Origin of the sequence: Kocuria rosea (assembly GCF_006094695.1) — a bacterium.
In the GTDB taxonomy this organism is placed as follows: Bacteria; Actinomycetota; Actinomycetes; order Actinomycetales; family Micrococcaceae; genus Kocuria; species Kocuria rosea.
This window is the reverse complement of record NZ_CP035103.1, coordinates 1745590-1760110: the sequence shown is the minus strand read 5'-3', so window position 1 is coordinate 1760110 and position 14521 is coordinate 1745590. Positions and strand designations below refer to the sequence as shown.

Below are 14521 nucleotides of genomic sequence, written 5' to 3'. Positions count from 1 at the left end.
CTCTGACCGGCGGTGACCGGGCCCGCCCTCTTCCCTCCGTTTTCAGGCTACAGCGCGCCGGGGGGCTTGCGGCAAGACCCCGGTCGCGCCGCAGAATGCTCGGGCCGGGAGCGGCACCTGCGGACGGAGGGGCAGCAGATGGACGAGCACGAGGTGGTGGTCGTCGGCGGCGGGCCGACGGGTCTGATGCTGGCGGGAGAGCTGGCACTGGCGGGGGTCGACGTCGTCGTCCTCGAGCGGAGGACCGGTCAGGAGCTCGTCGGCTCGCGCGCCGGCGGGCTGCACGCGCGGACCATCGAGGTCCTCGACCAGCGCGGCGTCGCCGACCGGTTCCTCGCTGAGGGCACGACCGCCCAGGTCGCCGGGTTCGCCGGGACCCCCCTGGACATCAGCGACTTCCCCACCCGGCACCCCTACGGTCTCGCGCTGTGGCAGAACCACATCGAGCGGCTCCTGGCCGGCTGGATCGGCGAGCTGGGGGTGCCGGTCCGCTACGGGCACGAGGTGACGGGCGTGGCCCAGGACGGCACGGGCGTCGACGTCGAGCCGGCCGACGGCCGGCCGCTGCGGGCGCAGTACGTCGTCGGGTGCGACGGAGGACGGAGCCGGATCCGGAAGGCTGCGGGCATCGGGTTCCCCGGGTGGGACCCGACGACGAGCAGTCTGCTCGCCGAGGTGGAGCTGGCCGAGGAGCCGGAGTGGGGCATCCACCAGGACGCCGTCGGCAAGCACGCCTTCCGCCCGCCCCAGGACGGAGGGCCGGCGGGGGTCATGGTGACCGAGCACCATGTGGGGCCCGGCCGCGAGCCCACCCTGCGCGATCTCCGCGCGGCGCTCGTCGCGGTGTACGGGACGGACTACGGGGTGCACAGCCCCACCTGGATCACGCGGTTCACCGACACGACCCGGCAGGCGGCATCCTACCGGAACGGGCGCGTCCTGCTGGCCGGCGACGCCGCGCACGTGCACGCCCCGGACGGTGGGCAGGGCCTCAACACCGGGGTTCAGGACGCGGTGAACCTGGGCTGGAAGCTGGCCCAGGTCGTCGGAGGGACCTCACCGGAGGACCTCCTGGACAGCTACCACGCCGAACGCCACCCGGTGGCCGCCCGCGTGCTGCGCCTCACCATGGCGCAGGTCGCGCTGCGCCGCCCCGACGACCGCGTCCGGGCCGTGGGCGAGACGGTCGCAGAGCTCCTGGCCATGGACGAGCCGCGCCGGCGGTACGCGGCGACGATGTCCGGCCTGGACATCCACTACGACCTCGGCGCGGGACACCCGCTGCTCGGGCTGCGCATGCCTGATCTCGACCTCCGCACGGCCGGCGGCCCGGCGCGGGTCTTCGCCCTCCTGCACGCGGCACGGCCGGTGCTGCTCGAGCTCGGCACGCCCGGCGGTGTCGACATCGGGCCCTGGGCGGACCGCGTGCGACGGGTCACCGCCGCGCACCACGGCCGCTGGGAGCTCCCGGTGCTCGGGCCGGTCACCCCGCCCACCGCGGTGCTCATCCGGCCGGACGGGCACGTGGCCTGGGTGGGCGAGGGCGACACGTCAGGGCTCGAGGCCGCGCTCACCACGTGGTGCGGCCCGCCGGCCGGTCACCGTGCCGTCAGCGCAGATCGAACCGGTCGAGCTCCATGACCTTGACCCACGCGGCGACGAAGTCGCGCACGAACTTCTCCTGCGCGTCGTCGCTCGCGTAGACCTCCGAGATCGCCCGCAACTGGGAGTGCGAGCCGAAGACCAGATCGGCGGCGGTGGCCGTCCACCTGAGCTCGTCCGTGGCGAGATCACGGATCTCGAAGACCTCCTCCGAATCCTCGGACGCCCTCCACTCCGTGCCGGCGGCGAGGAGATTGACGAAGAAGTCGTTGGTCAGCGCCTCCTTCCGGTCGGTGAGGACACCGTGCTCCGACTGCCCGTGGTTCGTCCCCAGGCTCCGCATGCCGCCGACCAGGACCGTCATCTCGGGGGCGGTGAGGTTGAGCATGTACGCGCGGTCGAGCAGCAGCGTCTCGGGCGAGAGCCGCACGTCGGACTGCACGAAGTTCCGGAAGCCGTCGGCCTGCGGCTCGAGCACCGCGAAGGACTCGACGTCGGTCTGCTCCTGCGCGGCGTCCGTGCGCCCGGGTCGGAACGGGACCTGGACCGGGTGACCGGCGTTCCGGGCCGCGCGCTCGACGGCCGCGCAGCCGCCGAGCACGATCAGGTCGGCCAGCGAGATCCTCGTGCCGTCGGACCGACCGCCGTTGAAGTCCTCCCGGACCTGCTCGAGGACGCGCAGCACCTCGGCCAGCCGCTCCGGCTCGTTCACCTCCCAGCCGCGCTGCGGCTCGAGCCGGATGCGGGCGCCGTTGGCCCCGCCCCGGTTGTCGGTGCCCCGGAAGCTCGCCGCGGAGGCCCACGCGGTGGAGGCCAGCTGCGCCACGGTCAGCCCCGAGCCGAGGAGGGTCTCCTTCAGGGCGGCGACGTCCTCGTCCCCGACCAGCTCGTGGTCGACCGCCGGGACCGGGTCCTGCCACAGCTGCGGCTCCGGGACCCACGGCCCCAGGAAGCGCGTGACCGGGCCCATGTCGCGGTGCAGCAGCTTGTACCAGGCCTTGGCGAACGCCTCGGCGAACTCGTCCGGGTGCTCGTGGAACCGCCGCGAGATCTTCTCGTACACCGGGTCCGCCCGGAGCGCGAGGTCGGTCGTCAGCATCGTCGGCCGGTGCTTCCGCCCCGGGTCGAAGGCGTCCGGGACGGTCTCGGTCGCGTCCTCGGCGACCCACTGGTGGGCCCCCGCGGGGCTCTCGGTCAGCTCCCACTCGTGGCCGAACAGGTTGCCGAAGAAGCCGTTGCCCCACTGGGTCGGGGTGCTGGTCCAGGTCACCTCCAGACCGCTGGTGATCGTGTCCGGCCCCTTGCCCGTCCCGTAGCTGCTCCTCCAGCCCAGGCCCTGCCCCGTGACCGGGCACGCCTCGGGCTCGGGGCCCACGTGATCGGCGGGCCCGGCCCCGTGGGTCTTCCCGAAGGAGTGCCCGCCGGCGATGAGCGCGACCGTCTCCTCGTCGTTCATCGCCATGCGGCCGAACGTGTCGCGGATGTCCCGGGCGGACGCGAGCGGGTCGGGGTTGCCGCCGGGGCCCTCGGGGTTGACGTAGATCAGCCCCATCTGGACCGCGGCCAGCGGGCCCGAGAGCTCGCGGTCGCCGGCGTAGCGCTCGTCGCCGAGCCAGGTGTCCTCCGGGCCCCAGAACATCTCCTCGGGCTCCCACACATCCTCGCGCCCGAAACCGAAGCCGAACGTCCGGAAGCCCATCGACTCGAGCGCCACGTTCCCGGCGAGCACCAGCAGGTCGGCCCACGAGATCTTCCGGCCGTACTTCTGCTTGACCGGCCACAGCAGGCGCCGGGCCTTGTCCAGGTTGGCGTTGTCCGGCCAGCTGTTGAGCGGGGCGAACCGCTGGGCGCCCTCCCCGGCTCCCCCGCGGCCGTCCGCGATCCGGTAGGTGCCGGCCGAGTGCCAGCTCATCCGGATGAACAGCCCTCCGTAGTGCCCGAAGTCGGCGGGCCACCAGGCCTGCGAGGTGGTCATGAGCTCGACGAGGTCGCGCTTGAGCTCCTCGACGTCGAGCGTGGCGAACTCCTTCGCGTAGTCGAAGCCAGGGCCCAGCGGGTCGGTCGTGGTCGAGTGCTTCCGCAGGACGTTCAGGTCCAGCTGGTTGGGCCACCAGTCCTGGACCGTCCGCGGCTGACCGGTCTTGGGGGTGGGCGCGTCGATCGCCGGGTTCTCGCTCTCGCTGCCGTGCACGGGAGCATCAGGCGTCTGGGACATGGGTCTTCCTTCCAGGATGGCGGTACCGGTCCGGGGCCGGCGGTGGCCGGGTGGGGTGCTGGGCCGAGGGGCGCCGCTCAGGGAACCGAGCCGGTCCCGCCCCGGCTACCAGCACATGATGGCGGTGTCCCCGGACTGTCCTGCCCATGCGAGCCTGACGCGGACGACGTACCGCCTCCTCCGGAAGAGCTTCGCCGACAGGGTGGAGTTGCGGTCCTCCCCGCTGTCGTCGTCGCCGGCGAGGAAGCGCAGCTCTCCGTCGACCTCCTCGAAGAGCACCAGGGTGGTGTCCGCCGTCCCGAAGGTGGCGATCTGGTGCTTCCGCGACAGGGCGGGGGTGATCTCGAAGTCCGCCTGCTGCCCCGGGACCAGGGTCAGGGGCGTGGACCGGAACGGCTCGAGCGTCGGGAGCACGTCCGGCAGGACCGGGTAGAACTTCCGCACCCAGTCCTGGTCCTTGGCCGACAGGCCGCCCGGAGGGCTGATGCCCGGCTGGTAGCGGGCGGGCTCCTTGATGAGGCCTCCGGGGAAGGAGTACTGCATCACCGAGTCGGGGTCCCAGGTCGAGCCCTCCACCTCGTCCTGGCCCAGTTTGCGCAGGACGTTGTGGTGCGTGGTCTCCGGGGACCAGTGGTTCGGTGCCCCGGCGAAGAACGCGTAGACCTTCGCCTCGTCCCAGACGATCCCGGCGAACGGGTTCTGGTGCTCGTGGGGCAGGCCCATCGTGTGGCCGATCTCGTGCAGCGCCGTGGTGCGCCCGTACTCGTCGGTCAGGTCCCAGCCGAAGTTCATGGTCGCGTCCTGGGTGCCGATCGTCAGGACGTCCCTGCCCAGATAGGACCACGACCCGTCGGCCTGGTCGAAGGAGATCCGGACCTCGGCCTCCCCCGGCTCGTCCACCTCCTGGAACCCGAGGCCGATCTCCAGGTCCTTCCACTCCCGGAACGCGCTGCGCACCGCCTGGCGCTGCGGCTCGGGGCCCTCCCGGAACGCGTAGCGGAGCACTGTCCCGTTGACCCACTTCTGGGCCATCACCCGGACGAGGCGCTGTCTGATGCCCACCAGCCCCTCCGGGAGGGGACGCACGATGCGTGGCTTGGCAGCACAGTAGGGACGAACTGAGGAATTCATCGTTCTCGGCTCCTGGACAAGCGCCTGTCGTGTGATCGCGACTCCCGCACGTCCCGTTCGGGGTGGCAGGAGGACCCCCGGCAACCGTTCTCCAACGCTTTTTTGCGGCGTACTGAGAATACCGGCGGAGTGATGTGCATCGACATAATCACGGGTGGGTCGCACGTGAAAGCAGACGGACGTTCCCGTGCTGCGGCTGTGACCATGTGACGCCGAGATGAAGAATTCCGGTGCACGGGTTCGTGCCCTGGTCAGAGCGTGTTTCGGTGTGCTGACGGGAATACCAGGGAATTTCCGCGACCGCTGATTGTTGTCCGGCGAATTCTTTCCCGTCACACGGGGCCCGATATCGGGCAGCCGTTCCGTGCCCGCACGGCATTTGCTGTACTGACCTCGGGGATCGAACCTGCCGAAGGGGCGTGGACAGCATGGAACGGTATGCCGACCTGGTGCTGGAGGGCGGGGGCGTCAAGGGCATCGCCCTGGTGGGAGCCATCGAGGTCCTCGAGGAGCACGGCTACCGCTTCAAACGGGTCGCCGGCACCTCCGCCGGAGCGATCGTCGGGGCCCTGGTCGCCGCCGGCGCCCCGGCGAGCAAGCTGGTGGACATCATCGGCTCCGTCCAGTACCCGGACTTCCGCGACGGCTCCCGCCTCACGCGCTACACCGCGGGCAAGGCCGCAGGGATCCTCGCCCGCAACGGCATCTACCTCGGCGAGCACCTCCGATCCTGGTTGCAGTCCCAGCTCGACGAGTACGGGGTGCGGACCTTCGCCGACCTGCCCTACACCGACGAGGAACGGCCCCCCGCCCCGGAGCGGTCCTACCGGCTGGTGGTCACCGCCTCGGACATCAGCAGGGGCCGGCTGCGCTACCTGCCCTGGGACTACGACGACTTCGGCCGTGACCGGGGCGCCCAGCACGTGGTCGAGGCGGTCCGGGCCTCGATGTCCATCCCGTTCTTCTACCGGCCCGTCCGCTGGGACACCGCCGACGGGAAGAAGGCGTGGCTGGTCGACGGCGGCATGCTCTCCAACTTCCCGATCGCCGCCTTCGACGCCCCGCCCGGCACCGTTCCGCGTTGGCCCACGCTGGGCATCAAGCTCTCGGCCCATCCGGACGCGGTCCAGGGCACGGGGTACCCGATCAAGGGGCCGGTGAGCATGAGCCGGGCGATGCTCAAGACCATGACCGGCTTCTACGACCAGATGCACATCGAGTCCCCCGACGCCCAGGCCCGCACGATCTTCGTCGACACCGGCACCATCCGCGCCACCGACTTCAACCTCACCGACGAGGACCGGGACTTCCTCTACCGCAGCGGCCGGGCGGCCGCCGAGAAGTTCCTCGACGGCTCGCCCACCCGACCGCCGTGGGATTTCGACGCCTACATCGCCGCCCATCGCTGAGGCGTGCCCGGGCCTGCCGATCCGGTCGAGCCGGAGTGCCGGCCCCGTCCCGCCCGCCGGCCGGAAGCCCGGGCTCACCGGGCCGGCGGTGGGACTCGTTCATGCGGAGGACCGGGAGGCGGTGACGCCGTCCGCGGCGTCCTCCGCCGCGACCTGGGCGTACGACGCCGAGACCCGGCGGTAGACCGGGGTCAGGAAGGCCAGCAGCGCGGCGGCGATCATGACGATGCCGGCCACCAGGAACACCAGGGCGATGCCGCGCGAGGTGCCCTCGCCGAGCAGCGGGGCCAGCTGGGCGCCGCCCTCCGCGGACCGCGCGTACGGGATGATCCAGAACTGGGCGATCGGTGCGATGAGGAACGCGGTGACCGGCGCCGCCGCGGACTCGAACGCCATGGCGAAGCCGAAGACACGGCCCTGCCGCTCCAGCGGCACGACCCGCTGGATGACCGTCTGTTCCGCCGCCTCCACGAAGGGGAAGAGCGCCATGTAGAGCCAGATGCCCAGGACGTACAGCCAGGCCCACTCCCGTACGGTGAACACCGCGCCGAGCACGCCCATCGCCATCACCGCGAACAACATGGTGCGCAGCGGATTGGACCCCAGCCCGAACTTGCCGATCAGCGCCCCGCCCACGATGAAGCCGGTGGCGCCGAGCGCGAAGACCGCGCCCCAGATCTCCACGGGAAACATCTCCAGACCGTACGGGTCCATCAAGGCCATGTAGACGCCGCCGATGAAGTTGTTGAACGTCGAGAACAGGATCAGCGCGAACAGCCCGGACACGGCCAGCACGGCGGCGAACGCCCCCCGCAGGTCGAAGCTGCCGTGGGCGTCCGTGGCCGCGGCGCGCACCTCCTCGGGCATGCGCAGCGTCAACAGGTGCCCGAAGGCCACGGCCGTGAGCGCCACGGCGACCACGACCGTCCAGCCCATGCCCAGCAGTCCGACCGACAGCCCGGAGAGCACCGAGGTCACGATGAACATCAGGCCCTGCACCATGCCCACCAGGCCGTTGGCGTTGGCGCGCCGATCCGGCTCGATGAGGATCGTGACCGTGGTGGACAGGGCGATGTTGCGCATGTTCTCGACCACCGCCCCGATCAGGACGACCAGGGCGAAGACCCAGATCCACGGGCGGGTCAGGTCCGCCATCGAGGCCGCCGGGGCGAGGAGGAACAGGACGCCCGCCAGCACGAACATCACCAGGGTGAAGGCTGCGGCGAAGCGCATCACGGCGAGCTTGCGGTAGCGGTCCACGAAGGTGCCGAAGCTGATGCTGGAGAGCGCGATGAGCAGCATGTACGCGCCGCCGACCACCCCGGTGGCGATGACGTTGCGCGTCTCCAGATACACCCAGAACGTCAGGGCGAACCAGAGGTAGCTGGTCGTGATGTTGGCGAGGGCGGTGTTCACCAGGATCCCGGCGAAGGTGCGAGACCGCTGCGCCGGGCTGCGCACCGAGGTGTCCACGGCCTCGGGATCGACCAGCCCCGGTGATGCCCCGGCTTCATCGATCGGAGCGGACGTGTCGGTCGCGTCCGCGGGAAGTGCCGCACGGCCTGCGGGTGCCGAGGCGGCCCGGGACCGGCCCGGTTCCTGCTCGTTCATGCGGCTCAGTCTAGTGACGGGCGCGGACAGGCTAACGGCTCGGAGCCGACGACAGAACACCGCCGTGACCGCCCGGCGACCCGCCACTCCCGGGTCCGGCCGAGCCCGCCGCACCGGACGATCCCCGCCGGACAACCCCGCCGTTCCGAGGCCGACGAGCCCGCGCCTCGTGCTGAGGACGCACGAGGATTCCCGCTCGCGCCTGGGCGCGCCGTCATCCGGGGGCAACGGGTTGACCCCCGGATCCCGTGGCGAAAAACTGGGCACCACGGATGTCGTCGGAGCACACCGAAGGACCACGTCATGGGCATCATCCAGGTCGACCTCTTCCTCACCCTCGACGGCGTCTACCAGGCGCCGGGCGGGCCCGACGAGGACCGTGCGGGCGGCTTCGATCTCGGCGGCTGGCAGGGGGCGTACTTCGACGACGAATCGGGCGCGACGATCGGCGCCGGGATCGAGCGCATCGACGCGCTGCTGCTCGGTCGCCGGACCTACGACATCTTCGCCGGCTACTGGCCGGACCACGGCGACGCCGACCCGATCGCCGCGACGTTCAACACGGTGCCGAAGTTCGTCGTGTCCCGCACGCTGACCGACCCGTCGTGGGAGGGCACCACGGTGCTGACGGAGGTCGCCGCCGAGGTGCGCGCCCTCAAGGACCGGTTCGGCGAGATCCACGTCATCGGCAGCGGCGACCTCGTGCGGACGCTGCTGAGGGAAGACCTCGTCGACCGGCTGAACCTGCTCCTCTATCCGCTGGTGCTGGGCTCGGGCAAGCGCGTCTTCGGCGACGGCACCGTCCCGGCCGCCTTCACCCTGGCGCAGCCGCCGCGGGCGTTCCCGAAGGGAGCGGTCTCACTCGTCTACGAGCGGGCCGGCGACCCGGTCACCGGCGTGGACGTCTCCCAGCCGACGCGGTGAACGACTCCGTGACGCCCTGATCTCCGCATCCCTCTCACCGGCAACCGGGTCTCCGGGTGACCGGTGCCGCCGCCGCGTCGATCACGTGGAGGAAGACATCCAGAGGGATCCGCTATAATTCGGCCGTCCGAACCCGCGAAGAAGGGCCTGGGATGGACGAGCTGGAGGCACCGCGGTACCGGGTGCCGTTGCGGCTGCAGGGTGTGGAAGGCAGGATCGCGACCTTCGTGGTGCCGTCGGAGTTCGCAGAGCACATTGCCTCGGCCACGCCGGCGAAGAACGCCTGGACCCGCGATTTCAACACCGGTCTCGTCGGCGGGGTCCGCATCGATCGATCCACCACGCCGCCGACGGTGGTCAGCTACCTCACCCGGCCCTTGAAGCAGATCGACGTTGCCGGCGAAGGATGGGTGGCGCTGCTCCGGCGTGACACGCGGCCCCGGGCCAAGAGGCCCTACCAGTTGGTCTCCGTGACCCGCAGCATCGGTCCGGGCAAGGCCAAGAGCTCGGACGGCGGTCCGGCGCCGGTTCCGGTCCACACTGCCCCGCCCATGGCCCTGGACGACCGGATCTGATGTCCTGGCCTCACGGGCGCACCACCCAGGAGACCCGGTGGAGGGGGGGACGGCGATGCCGAACGAGGAGGTCTTCGTACCCTACGGCCCCACTCACTGGGCCGCTCTGGGCATCTGCGTCCTCGGGGCTGTGCTCGTGGTGATGCTGGGCCGCCGCCTTCGGGATTCCCCGGCCGAGGTGGTGTTCTCGCGGGCCTTCGCCGCGGTGCTGACCACGTACACGGTGACGATGCTCGTCTACCGATCGGTGCCGGACAATTTCGACGTCCACATCTCTCTGCCGGTCCACCTCTCGGACCTCGCGTGGATGGTCGCTGTCATCGCCCTGTGGACACGGGCCCGCTGGGCGACGGCGCTCACCTACTACTGGGGACTGACTCTCAACCCGCAGGCCATCCTCACCCCGGCACTCGACTCGCCGGACTTCCCCCACATCGACTTCATCGACCTCTGGGTCCAGCACATCCTGGTCCTCTGGGCCACCCTGTACCTGATCTGGGGACGCGTCGGCCGCGTCGACTGGGGCAGCTACCGCCTGGCCATGGTCGTCACCGTCATGTGGGCCATGGCTGCCTTCGCACTCAACAGCTGGCTGGGGACCAACTACGGCTTCCTCAACGGCAAGCCGGACAACCCCTCGATCCTCGACCTGCTCGGACCCTGGCCGTGGTACCTGCTGGTCGAGTTCCTCATCATCGCCGTGGCCTGGGCGCTCATCACCTGGCCCTGGACGATCCGGCGACAGAGCACCGCCGACCCCCGGGTCGGCGCGGCAGGCTGAGGCAGCACGGCACCACGGCATCGAGTCATGCCTGTCGACGACGGCGGTCCGGCCCACCTCGCGAAGGTGGGCCGGACCGCCGTCGTCGTCCGTATGGCTCAGGCCGGGATCAGAAGTCCCAGTCCTCGTCCTCCGTGTTCACGGCCTTGCCGATCACGTAGGAGGAGCCCGAGCCGGAGAAGAAGTCGTGGTTCTCGTCGGCGTTCGGGGACAGCGCGGACAGGATGGCCGCCGAGACGTCCGTCATCTCCTTGGGGAACAGCGCCTCGAAGCCCAGGTTGTTCAGGGCCTTGTTGGCGTTGTAGTGCAGGAACTTCTTGACGTCCTCGGTCCACCCGACACCGTCGTAGAGGGACTCGGTGTAGCGCACCTCGTTCTCGTAGAGCTCCTCGAGCAGCTCGTAGGTGTAGAGTTTCAGCTCGTCCTGGCGCTCCTGGGACTCCAGGGCCATGGCCCGCTGGAACTTGTAGCCGATGTAGTAGCCGTGCACGGCCTCGTCACGGATGATGAGGCGCACCAGGTCGGCCGTGTTCGTCAGCTTGGCCCGGGAGGACCAGTACATGGGCAGGTAGAACCCGGAGTAGAAGAGGAAGGACTCGAGCAGGGTCGAGGCCACCTTCTTCTTCAGCGGGTCGTCGCCCTTGTAGTACTTGATGATGATGTCGGCCTTCTTCTGCAGGTACGGGTTCTCCCGTGACCAGCGGAAGACGTCGTCGATCTCCTTCATGGAGGACAGCGTCGAGAAGATGGAGGAGTAGGACTTCGCGTGCACCGACTCCATGAACGCGATGTTGGTGTACACCGCCTCCTCGTGCAGGGTGACGGCGTCCGGGATCAGGGAGACGGCGCCCACGGTGCCCTGGATGGTGTCCAGCAGCGTGAGACCGGTGAACACCCGCATGGTGAGCTGCTGCTCCTCCGCGGTGAGGGTCTTCCACGAGGGGACGTCGTTGGAGATCGGCACCTTCTCGGGCAGCCAGAAGTTCGCGGTCAGCCGGTCCCAGACCTCGTCGTCCTTCGGGTCCTCGATCCGGTTCCAGTTGATGGCCTGGGCCTGGTGGTGGAGCAGCTGCACCTTGTCGATGCTCTCGCTCTTCTCCAGAGTCATGATCTGTCTCTTCCTCGAACGGGGTGGACCCCCGCGCGCGTCCTGCGGACGCGCGCGGGGAGTTGTGGGGTGGTCGCCGGGGCTCCGGCGGTCAGAGCATGCAGGAGACGCAGCCCTCGACCTCGGTGCCCTCCAGCGCCAGCTGGCGGATGCGGGAGTAGTACATCGTCTTGATGCCCTTGCGCCACGCGTAGATCTGCGCCCGGTTGATGTCCCGGGTGGTGGCCGTGTCCTTGAAGAACAGGGTCAGCGACAGGCCCTGGTCCACGTGCTGGGTGGCCGCGGCGTAGGTGTCGATGATCTTCTCGTAGCCGATCTCGTACGCGTCCTGGAAGTACTCCAGGTTCTCGTTGTTCATGAAGGGCGCCGGGTAGTACACGCGGCCCAGCTTGCCCTCCTTGCGGATCTCGATCTTCGAGGCGATCGGGTGGATCGAGGACGTCGAGTTGTTGATGTAGGAGATCGACCCGGTCGGCGGCACGGCCTGCAGGTTCTGGTTGTACATCCCGTGCTCCATGACCGAGGCCTTGAGCTGCTCCCAGTCCGCCCGGGTGGGGATGTGCACGCCCGCCTCGGCGAACAGCTCCCGCACCCGCCCGGTGGCCGGGACCCAGTCCCGGTCGGTGTACTTGGTGAAGTACTCCCCCGACGCGTACTGGGACCGCTCGAAGCCGGCGAACACCGCCCTGCGCTCCTTCGCGATCTCGTTCGACGCGCGGACCGCGTGGTACGTGACCGTGTAGAAGTAGATGTTCGTGAAGTCGAGGCCCTCCTCGGAGCCGTAGTGGATGTGCTCCTTGGCGAGGTAGCCGTGCAGGTTCATCTGCCCGAGACCCACGGCGTGGGACATCTGGTTGCCGCGCTCGATCGAGGGCACCGAGGTGATGTCGGACATGTCCGACACCGCGGTGAGCCCGCGGATCGCGGTCTCCACGGACTGCCCGAAGTCCGGGGACTCCATGGTCAGCGCGATGTTGAGGGACCCGAGGTTGCAGGAGATGTCCTTGCCGACCTCGTCGTAGTTCAGGTCCTCGTGGTACGTAGACGGCTCGGAGACCTGGAGGATCTCGGAGCAGAGGTTGGACATGATGATCTTGCCGTCGATCGGGTTGGCCCGGTTCACCGTGTCCTCGAACATGACGTACGGGTAGCCGGACTCGAACTGGACCTCGGCGAGGGTCTGGAAGAACTCCCGGGCGTTGATCTTCTTCTTGGTGATCCGGCCGTCCGCGACCATCTCGTGGTACTTCTCGGACACGTTGACGTCGGAGAACGGCATGCCGTAGACCCGCTCCACGTCGTACGGGGAGAACAGGTACATGTCCTGGTTCTTCTTGGCCAGCTCGAACGTGATGTCCGGGATGACCACGCCCAGGGAGAGGGTCTTGATCCGGATCTTCTCGTCCGCGTTCTCCCGCTTGGTGTCCAGGAAGCTGTAGATGTCCGGGTGGTGGGCGTGCAGGTACACCGCGCCCGCGCCCTGGCGGGCGCCCAGCTGGTTGGCGTAGGAGAAGGAGTCCTCCAGCAGCTTCATGATGGGGATGATGCCCGAGGACTGGTTCTCGATCTTCTTGATCGGGGCCCCGGCCTCGCGGACGTTGGTCAGCGCGAACGCCACGCCGCCGCCGCGCTTGGACAGCTGCAGGGCGGAGTTGATCGACCGCCCGATGGACTCCATGTTGTCCTCGATGCGGAGCAGGAAGCAGGAGACGAGCTCGCCGCGCTGCTGCTTGCCCGCGTTGAGGAACGTGGGGGTCGCCGGCTGGAAGCGCCCGGAGATGATCTCATCGACCAGCTGCGTGGCGAGCAGCTCGTTGCCGTCGGCGAGGTAGAGGGAGACCATGACCACACGGTCCTCGAAGCGCTCGAGGTAGCGCTGGCCGTCGAAGGTCTTCAGCGTGTAGGACGTGTAGAACTTGAACGCGCCCAGGAAGGTCTCGAAGCGGAACTTCTGGGAGTACGCGCGCTTGGAGAGCTCCTTGATGAACTCCATGCTGTACTTCGCCAGGACCTCGGGCTCGTAGTACTGGTGCGAGACCAGGTAGTCGAGCTTCTCCTCGAGGTCGTGGAAGAAGACAGTGTTGTTGTTCACGTGCTGCAGGAAGTACTGCCGGGCGGCCTGCCGGTCGGCGTCGAACTGGATGTGGCCGTCGGCGTCGTAGAGGTTCAGCAGGGCGTTGAGCTCGTGGTAGCCCAGGCCCCGGTACTTCTCGGGGACGCGCGTGTCCTCGTGGCCGGGCTCGACGCTCACGCCCGGAGCTGCGGAAATTGTCGCCAAAACTGTTCCAATCCTTGATTTACCTGGTGGACATCCTCGGGGGTGCCCATGAGTTCGAACTTGTAGAGGACGGGGACGCCGCACTTGGTCGCGATCTTGTCCGCGGCCAGGCAGAACGCCGACCCGAAGTTGGTGTTGCCCGCGCCGATGACGCCGCGCAGGAACCGCCGGTTGGTCTCCTTGTTGAGGAACTTCACGACCTGCGGCGGGACGGCCCCGCTGCCGTTGGGCCGCCCGTACGTCGGGGCGGCCAGCACGAAGGGCTCGGTGATCTCGGGGGGCTCCTCCCCGGTCAGAAGAGGAAGGCGCAGCACGCGGGCGTCGAGCTTCTCGACGAAGCGGTGCGTGTTGTTGGAGACCGAGGAGAAGTAGACCACCAGTGGGGCGTGGCTGTCCGGTGCCGCGGCGGTGTCGCCGTGGTCCTGCTGAGCGGTCCCGGGACGGGTGCCGGGGTGGTGCGTGCTCATTGCTTCCGCGCTCCGAAATGGGGTCGGTGGTGGATGGACCGGCGCGCCGCGGGGAAGCGGGCGGCGCCCCGGCCTCAGGCCGAGAGGAGGACGGCCAGGGAGGTGATCTTGTCCGGGCGGTAGCCGGACCAGTGCTCGGTCGCCGTCTCGACGACCGGGACCTGCTGGTAGCCGAGGGCCAGGACGTGGGCCAGGGCGGCCTCGTCCTCGGTGACGTCGACGACGTTGTACTCGATGCCCTTCTTGCTCAGGGCCCGGTAGGTGGCATTGCACTGGACGCAGGCCGGCTTGCTGTACACGGTCACGGACATCGCTGTTTCCCCTTGGTCGATCGGGTGGTTTGTGGGGGAGATCCGGGACTTCCGCAGGGTCTGCGGCGGTGTAGGGGTCTCTCCGGGTGGCTGATTTCAATACTACATC

General features: G+C 69.1%; 12 protein-coding genes. 5 read left to right on the top strand and 7 right to left on the bottom strand.

The window, feature by feature from the left end:
• The first annotated feature begins 138 nt into the window (after positions 1 to 138).
• A complete protein-coding gene (locus tag EQG70_RS08150) occupies positions 139 to 1641 on the top strand; it encodes an FAD-dependent monooxygenase (protein WP_109222915.1) in 1503 nt (500 codons plus the stop codon).
• Here the strand turns inward: EQG70_RS08150 and katG are convergent.
• Together katG and EQG70_RS08140 are read right to left on the bottom strand one after the other, a co-directional pair.
• Positions 1610 to 3817 carry a catalase/peroxidase HPI gene (gene katG, locus EQG70_RS08145; RefSeq protein ID WP_109243873.1) on the bottom strand — a complete coding sequence of 736 codons (2208 nt, stop codon included), beginning with the start codon at positions 3815 to 3817 and terminating at the stop codon, positions 1610 to 1612. The genes EQG70_RS08150 and katG overlap by 32 nt on opposite strands.
• A gap of 105 nt (positions 3818 to 3922) precedes the next feature.
• The gene (locus EQG70_RS08140; RefSeq protein WP_244296679.1) at positions 3923 to 4903 is read right to left on the bottom strand and encodes a M12 family metallopeptidase; all 981 of its coding nucleotides are present in this window, start codon (positions 4901 to 4903) and stop codon (positions 3923 to 3925) included.
• Between the two features lie 473 nt (positions 4904 to 5376).
• On the opposite strand from EQG70_RS08140, the gene EQG70_RS08135 reads away from it, so the two are divergent.
• Positions 5377 to 6357, top strand: coding sequence for a patatin-like phospholipase family protein (locus tag EQG70_RS08135; protein WP_017834619.1), 981 nt, complete (start codon positions 5377 to 5379; stop codon positions 6355 to 6357).
• Positions 6358 to 6456: 99 nt separating this feature from the next.
• Here EQG70_RS08135 and EQG70_RS08130 read toward each other — a convergent pair whose 3' ends face one another.
• Positions 6457 to 7968 carry an MFS transporter gene (locus EQG70_RS08130; protein ID WP_081615851.1) on the bottom strand — a complete coding sequence of 504 codons (1512 nt, stop codon included), beginning with the start codon at positions 7966 to 7968 and terminating at the stop codon, positions 6457 to 6459.
• 303 nt (positions 7969 to 8271) lie between these two features.
• Here EQG70_RS08130 and EQG70_RS08125 point away from each other — a divergent pair, with 303 nt between their 5' ends.
• The 3 genes from EQG70_RS08125 to EQG70_RS08115 all read left to right on the top strand — a co-directional run bounded on the left by EQG70_RS08125 (position 8272) and on the right by EQG70_RS08115 (position 10248).
• The gene (locus tag EQG70_RS08125) at positions 8272 to 8892 is read left to right on the top strand and encodes a dihydrofolate reductase family protein (protein WP_017834617.1); all 621 of its coding nucleotides are present in this window, start codon (positions 8272 to 8274) and stop codon (positions 8890 to 8892) included.
• Between the two features lie 152 nt (positions 8893 to 9044).
• Positions 9045 to 9467: a hypothetical protein gene (locus EQG70_RS08120; RefSeq protein WP_017834616.1), complete on the top strand. Its 423-nt coding sequence runs from the start codon at positions 9045 to 9047 to the stop codon at positions 9465 to 9467.
• 55 nt (positions 9468 to 9522) lie between these two features.
• On the top strand, positions 9523 to 10248 hold the full coding sequence (locus tag EQG70_RS08115) for a YwaF family protein (protein WP_109148721.1): 726 nt from the start codon (positions 9523 to 9525) through the stop codon (positions 10246 to 10248).
• Positions 10249 to 10357: 109 nt separating this feature from the next.
• On the opposite strand, the gene nrdF is transcribed toward EQG70_RS08115, so the two are convergent.
• The 4 genes from nrdF to nrdH form a co-directional block, all read right to left on the bottom strand.
• Positions 10358 to 11356, bottom strand: coding sequence for a class 1b ribonucleoside-diphosphate reductase subunit beta (nrdF, locus tag EQG70_RS08110; protein WP_017834614.1), 999 nt, complete (start codon positions 11354 to 11356; stop codon positions 10358 to 10360).
• A gap of 91 nt (positions 11357 to 11447) precedes the next feature.
• Positions 11448 to 13607: a class 1b ribonucleoside-diphosphate reductase subunit alpha gene (nrdE, locus tag EQG70_RS08105; RefSeq protein WP_109222433.1), complete on the bottom strand. Its 2160-nt coding sequence runs from the start codon at positions 13605 to 13607 to the stop codon at positions 11448 to 11450.
• Positions 13604 to 14101: a class Ib ribonucleoside-diphosphate reductase assembly flavoprotein NrdI gene (nrdI, locus tag EQG70_RS08100; RefSeq protein ID WP_109222434.1), complete on the bottom strand. Its 498-nt coding sequence runs from the start codon at positions 14099 to 14101 to the stop codon at positions 13604 to 13606. The genes nrdE and nrdI overlap by 4 nt, the downstream gene beginning before the upstream one ends.
• A gap of 74 nt (positions 14102 to 14175) precedes the next feature.
• The gene (gene nrdH, locus EQG70_RS08095) at positions 14176 to 14412 is read right to left on the bottom strand and encodes a glutaredoxin-like protein NrdH (RefSeq protein ID WP_109267973.1); all 237 of its coding nucleotides are present in this window, start codon (positions 14410 to 14412) and stop codon (positions 14176 to 14178) included.
• Positions 14413 to 14521: the final 109 nt, after the last annotated feature.

Coding starts and splice junctions, on each gene's coding strand:
- katG (WP_109243873.1), bottom strand. CDS start 3,817: ATGTCCCAGACGCCTGATGCTCCCGTGCACGGCAGCGAGAGCGAGAAC.
- nrdI (WP_109222434.1), bottom strand. CDS start 14,101: ATGAGCACGCACCACCCCGGCACCCGTCCCGGGACCGCTCAGCAGGAC.
- EQG70_RS08115 (WP_109148721.1), top strand. CDS start 9,523: ATGCCGAACGAGGAGGTCTTCGTACCCTACGGCCCCACTCACTGGGCC.
- nrdF (WP_017834614.1), bottom strand. CDS start 11,356: ATGACTCTGGAGAAGAGCGAGAGCATCGACAAGGTGCAGCTGCTCCAC.
- nrdH (WP_109267973.1), bottom strand. CDS start 14,412: ATGTCCGTGACCGTGTACAGCAAGCCGGCCTGCGTCCAGTGCAATGCC.
- EQG70_RS08130 (WP_081615851.1), bottom strand. CDS start 7,968: ATGAACGAGCAGGAACCGGGCCGGTCCCGGGCCGCCTCGGCACCCGCA.
- EQG70_RS08135 (WP_017834619.1), top strand. CDS start 5,377: ATGGAACGGTATGCCGACCTGGTGCTGGAGGGCGGGGGCGTCAAGGGC.
- EQG70_RS08150 (WP_109222915.1), top strand. CDS start 139: ATGGACGAGCACGAGGTGGTGGTCGTCGGCGGCGGGCCGACGGGTCTG.
- EQG70_RS08125 (WP_017834617.1), top strand. CDS start 8,272: ATGGGCATCATCCAGGTCGACCTCTTCCTCACCCTCGACGGCGTCTAC.
- EQG70_RS08120 (WP_017834616.1), top strand. CDS start 9,045: ATGGACGAGCTGGAGGCACCGCGGTACCGGGTGCCGTTGCGGCTGCAG.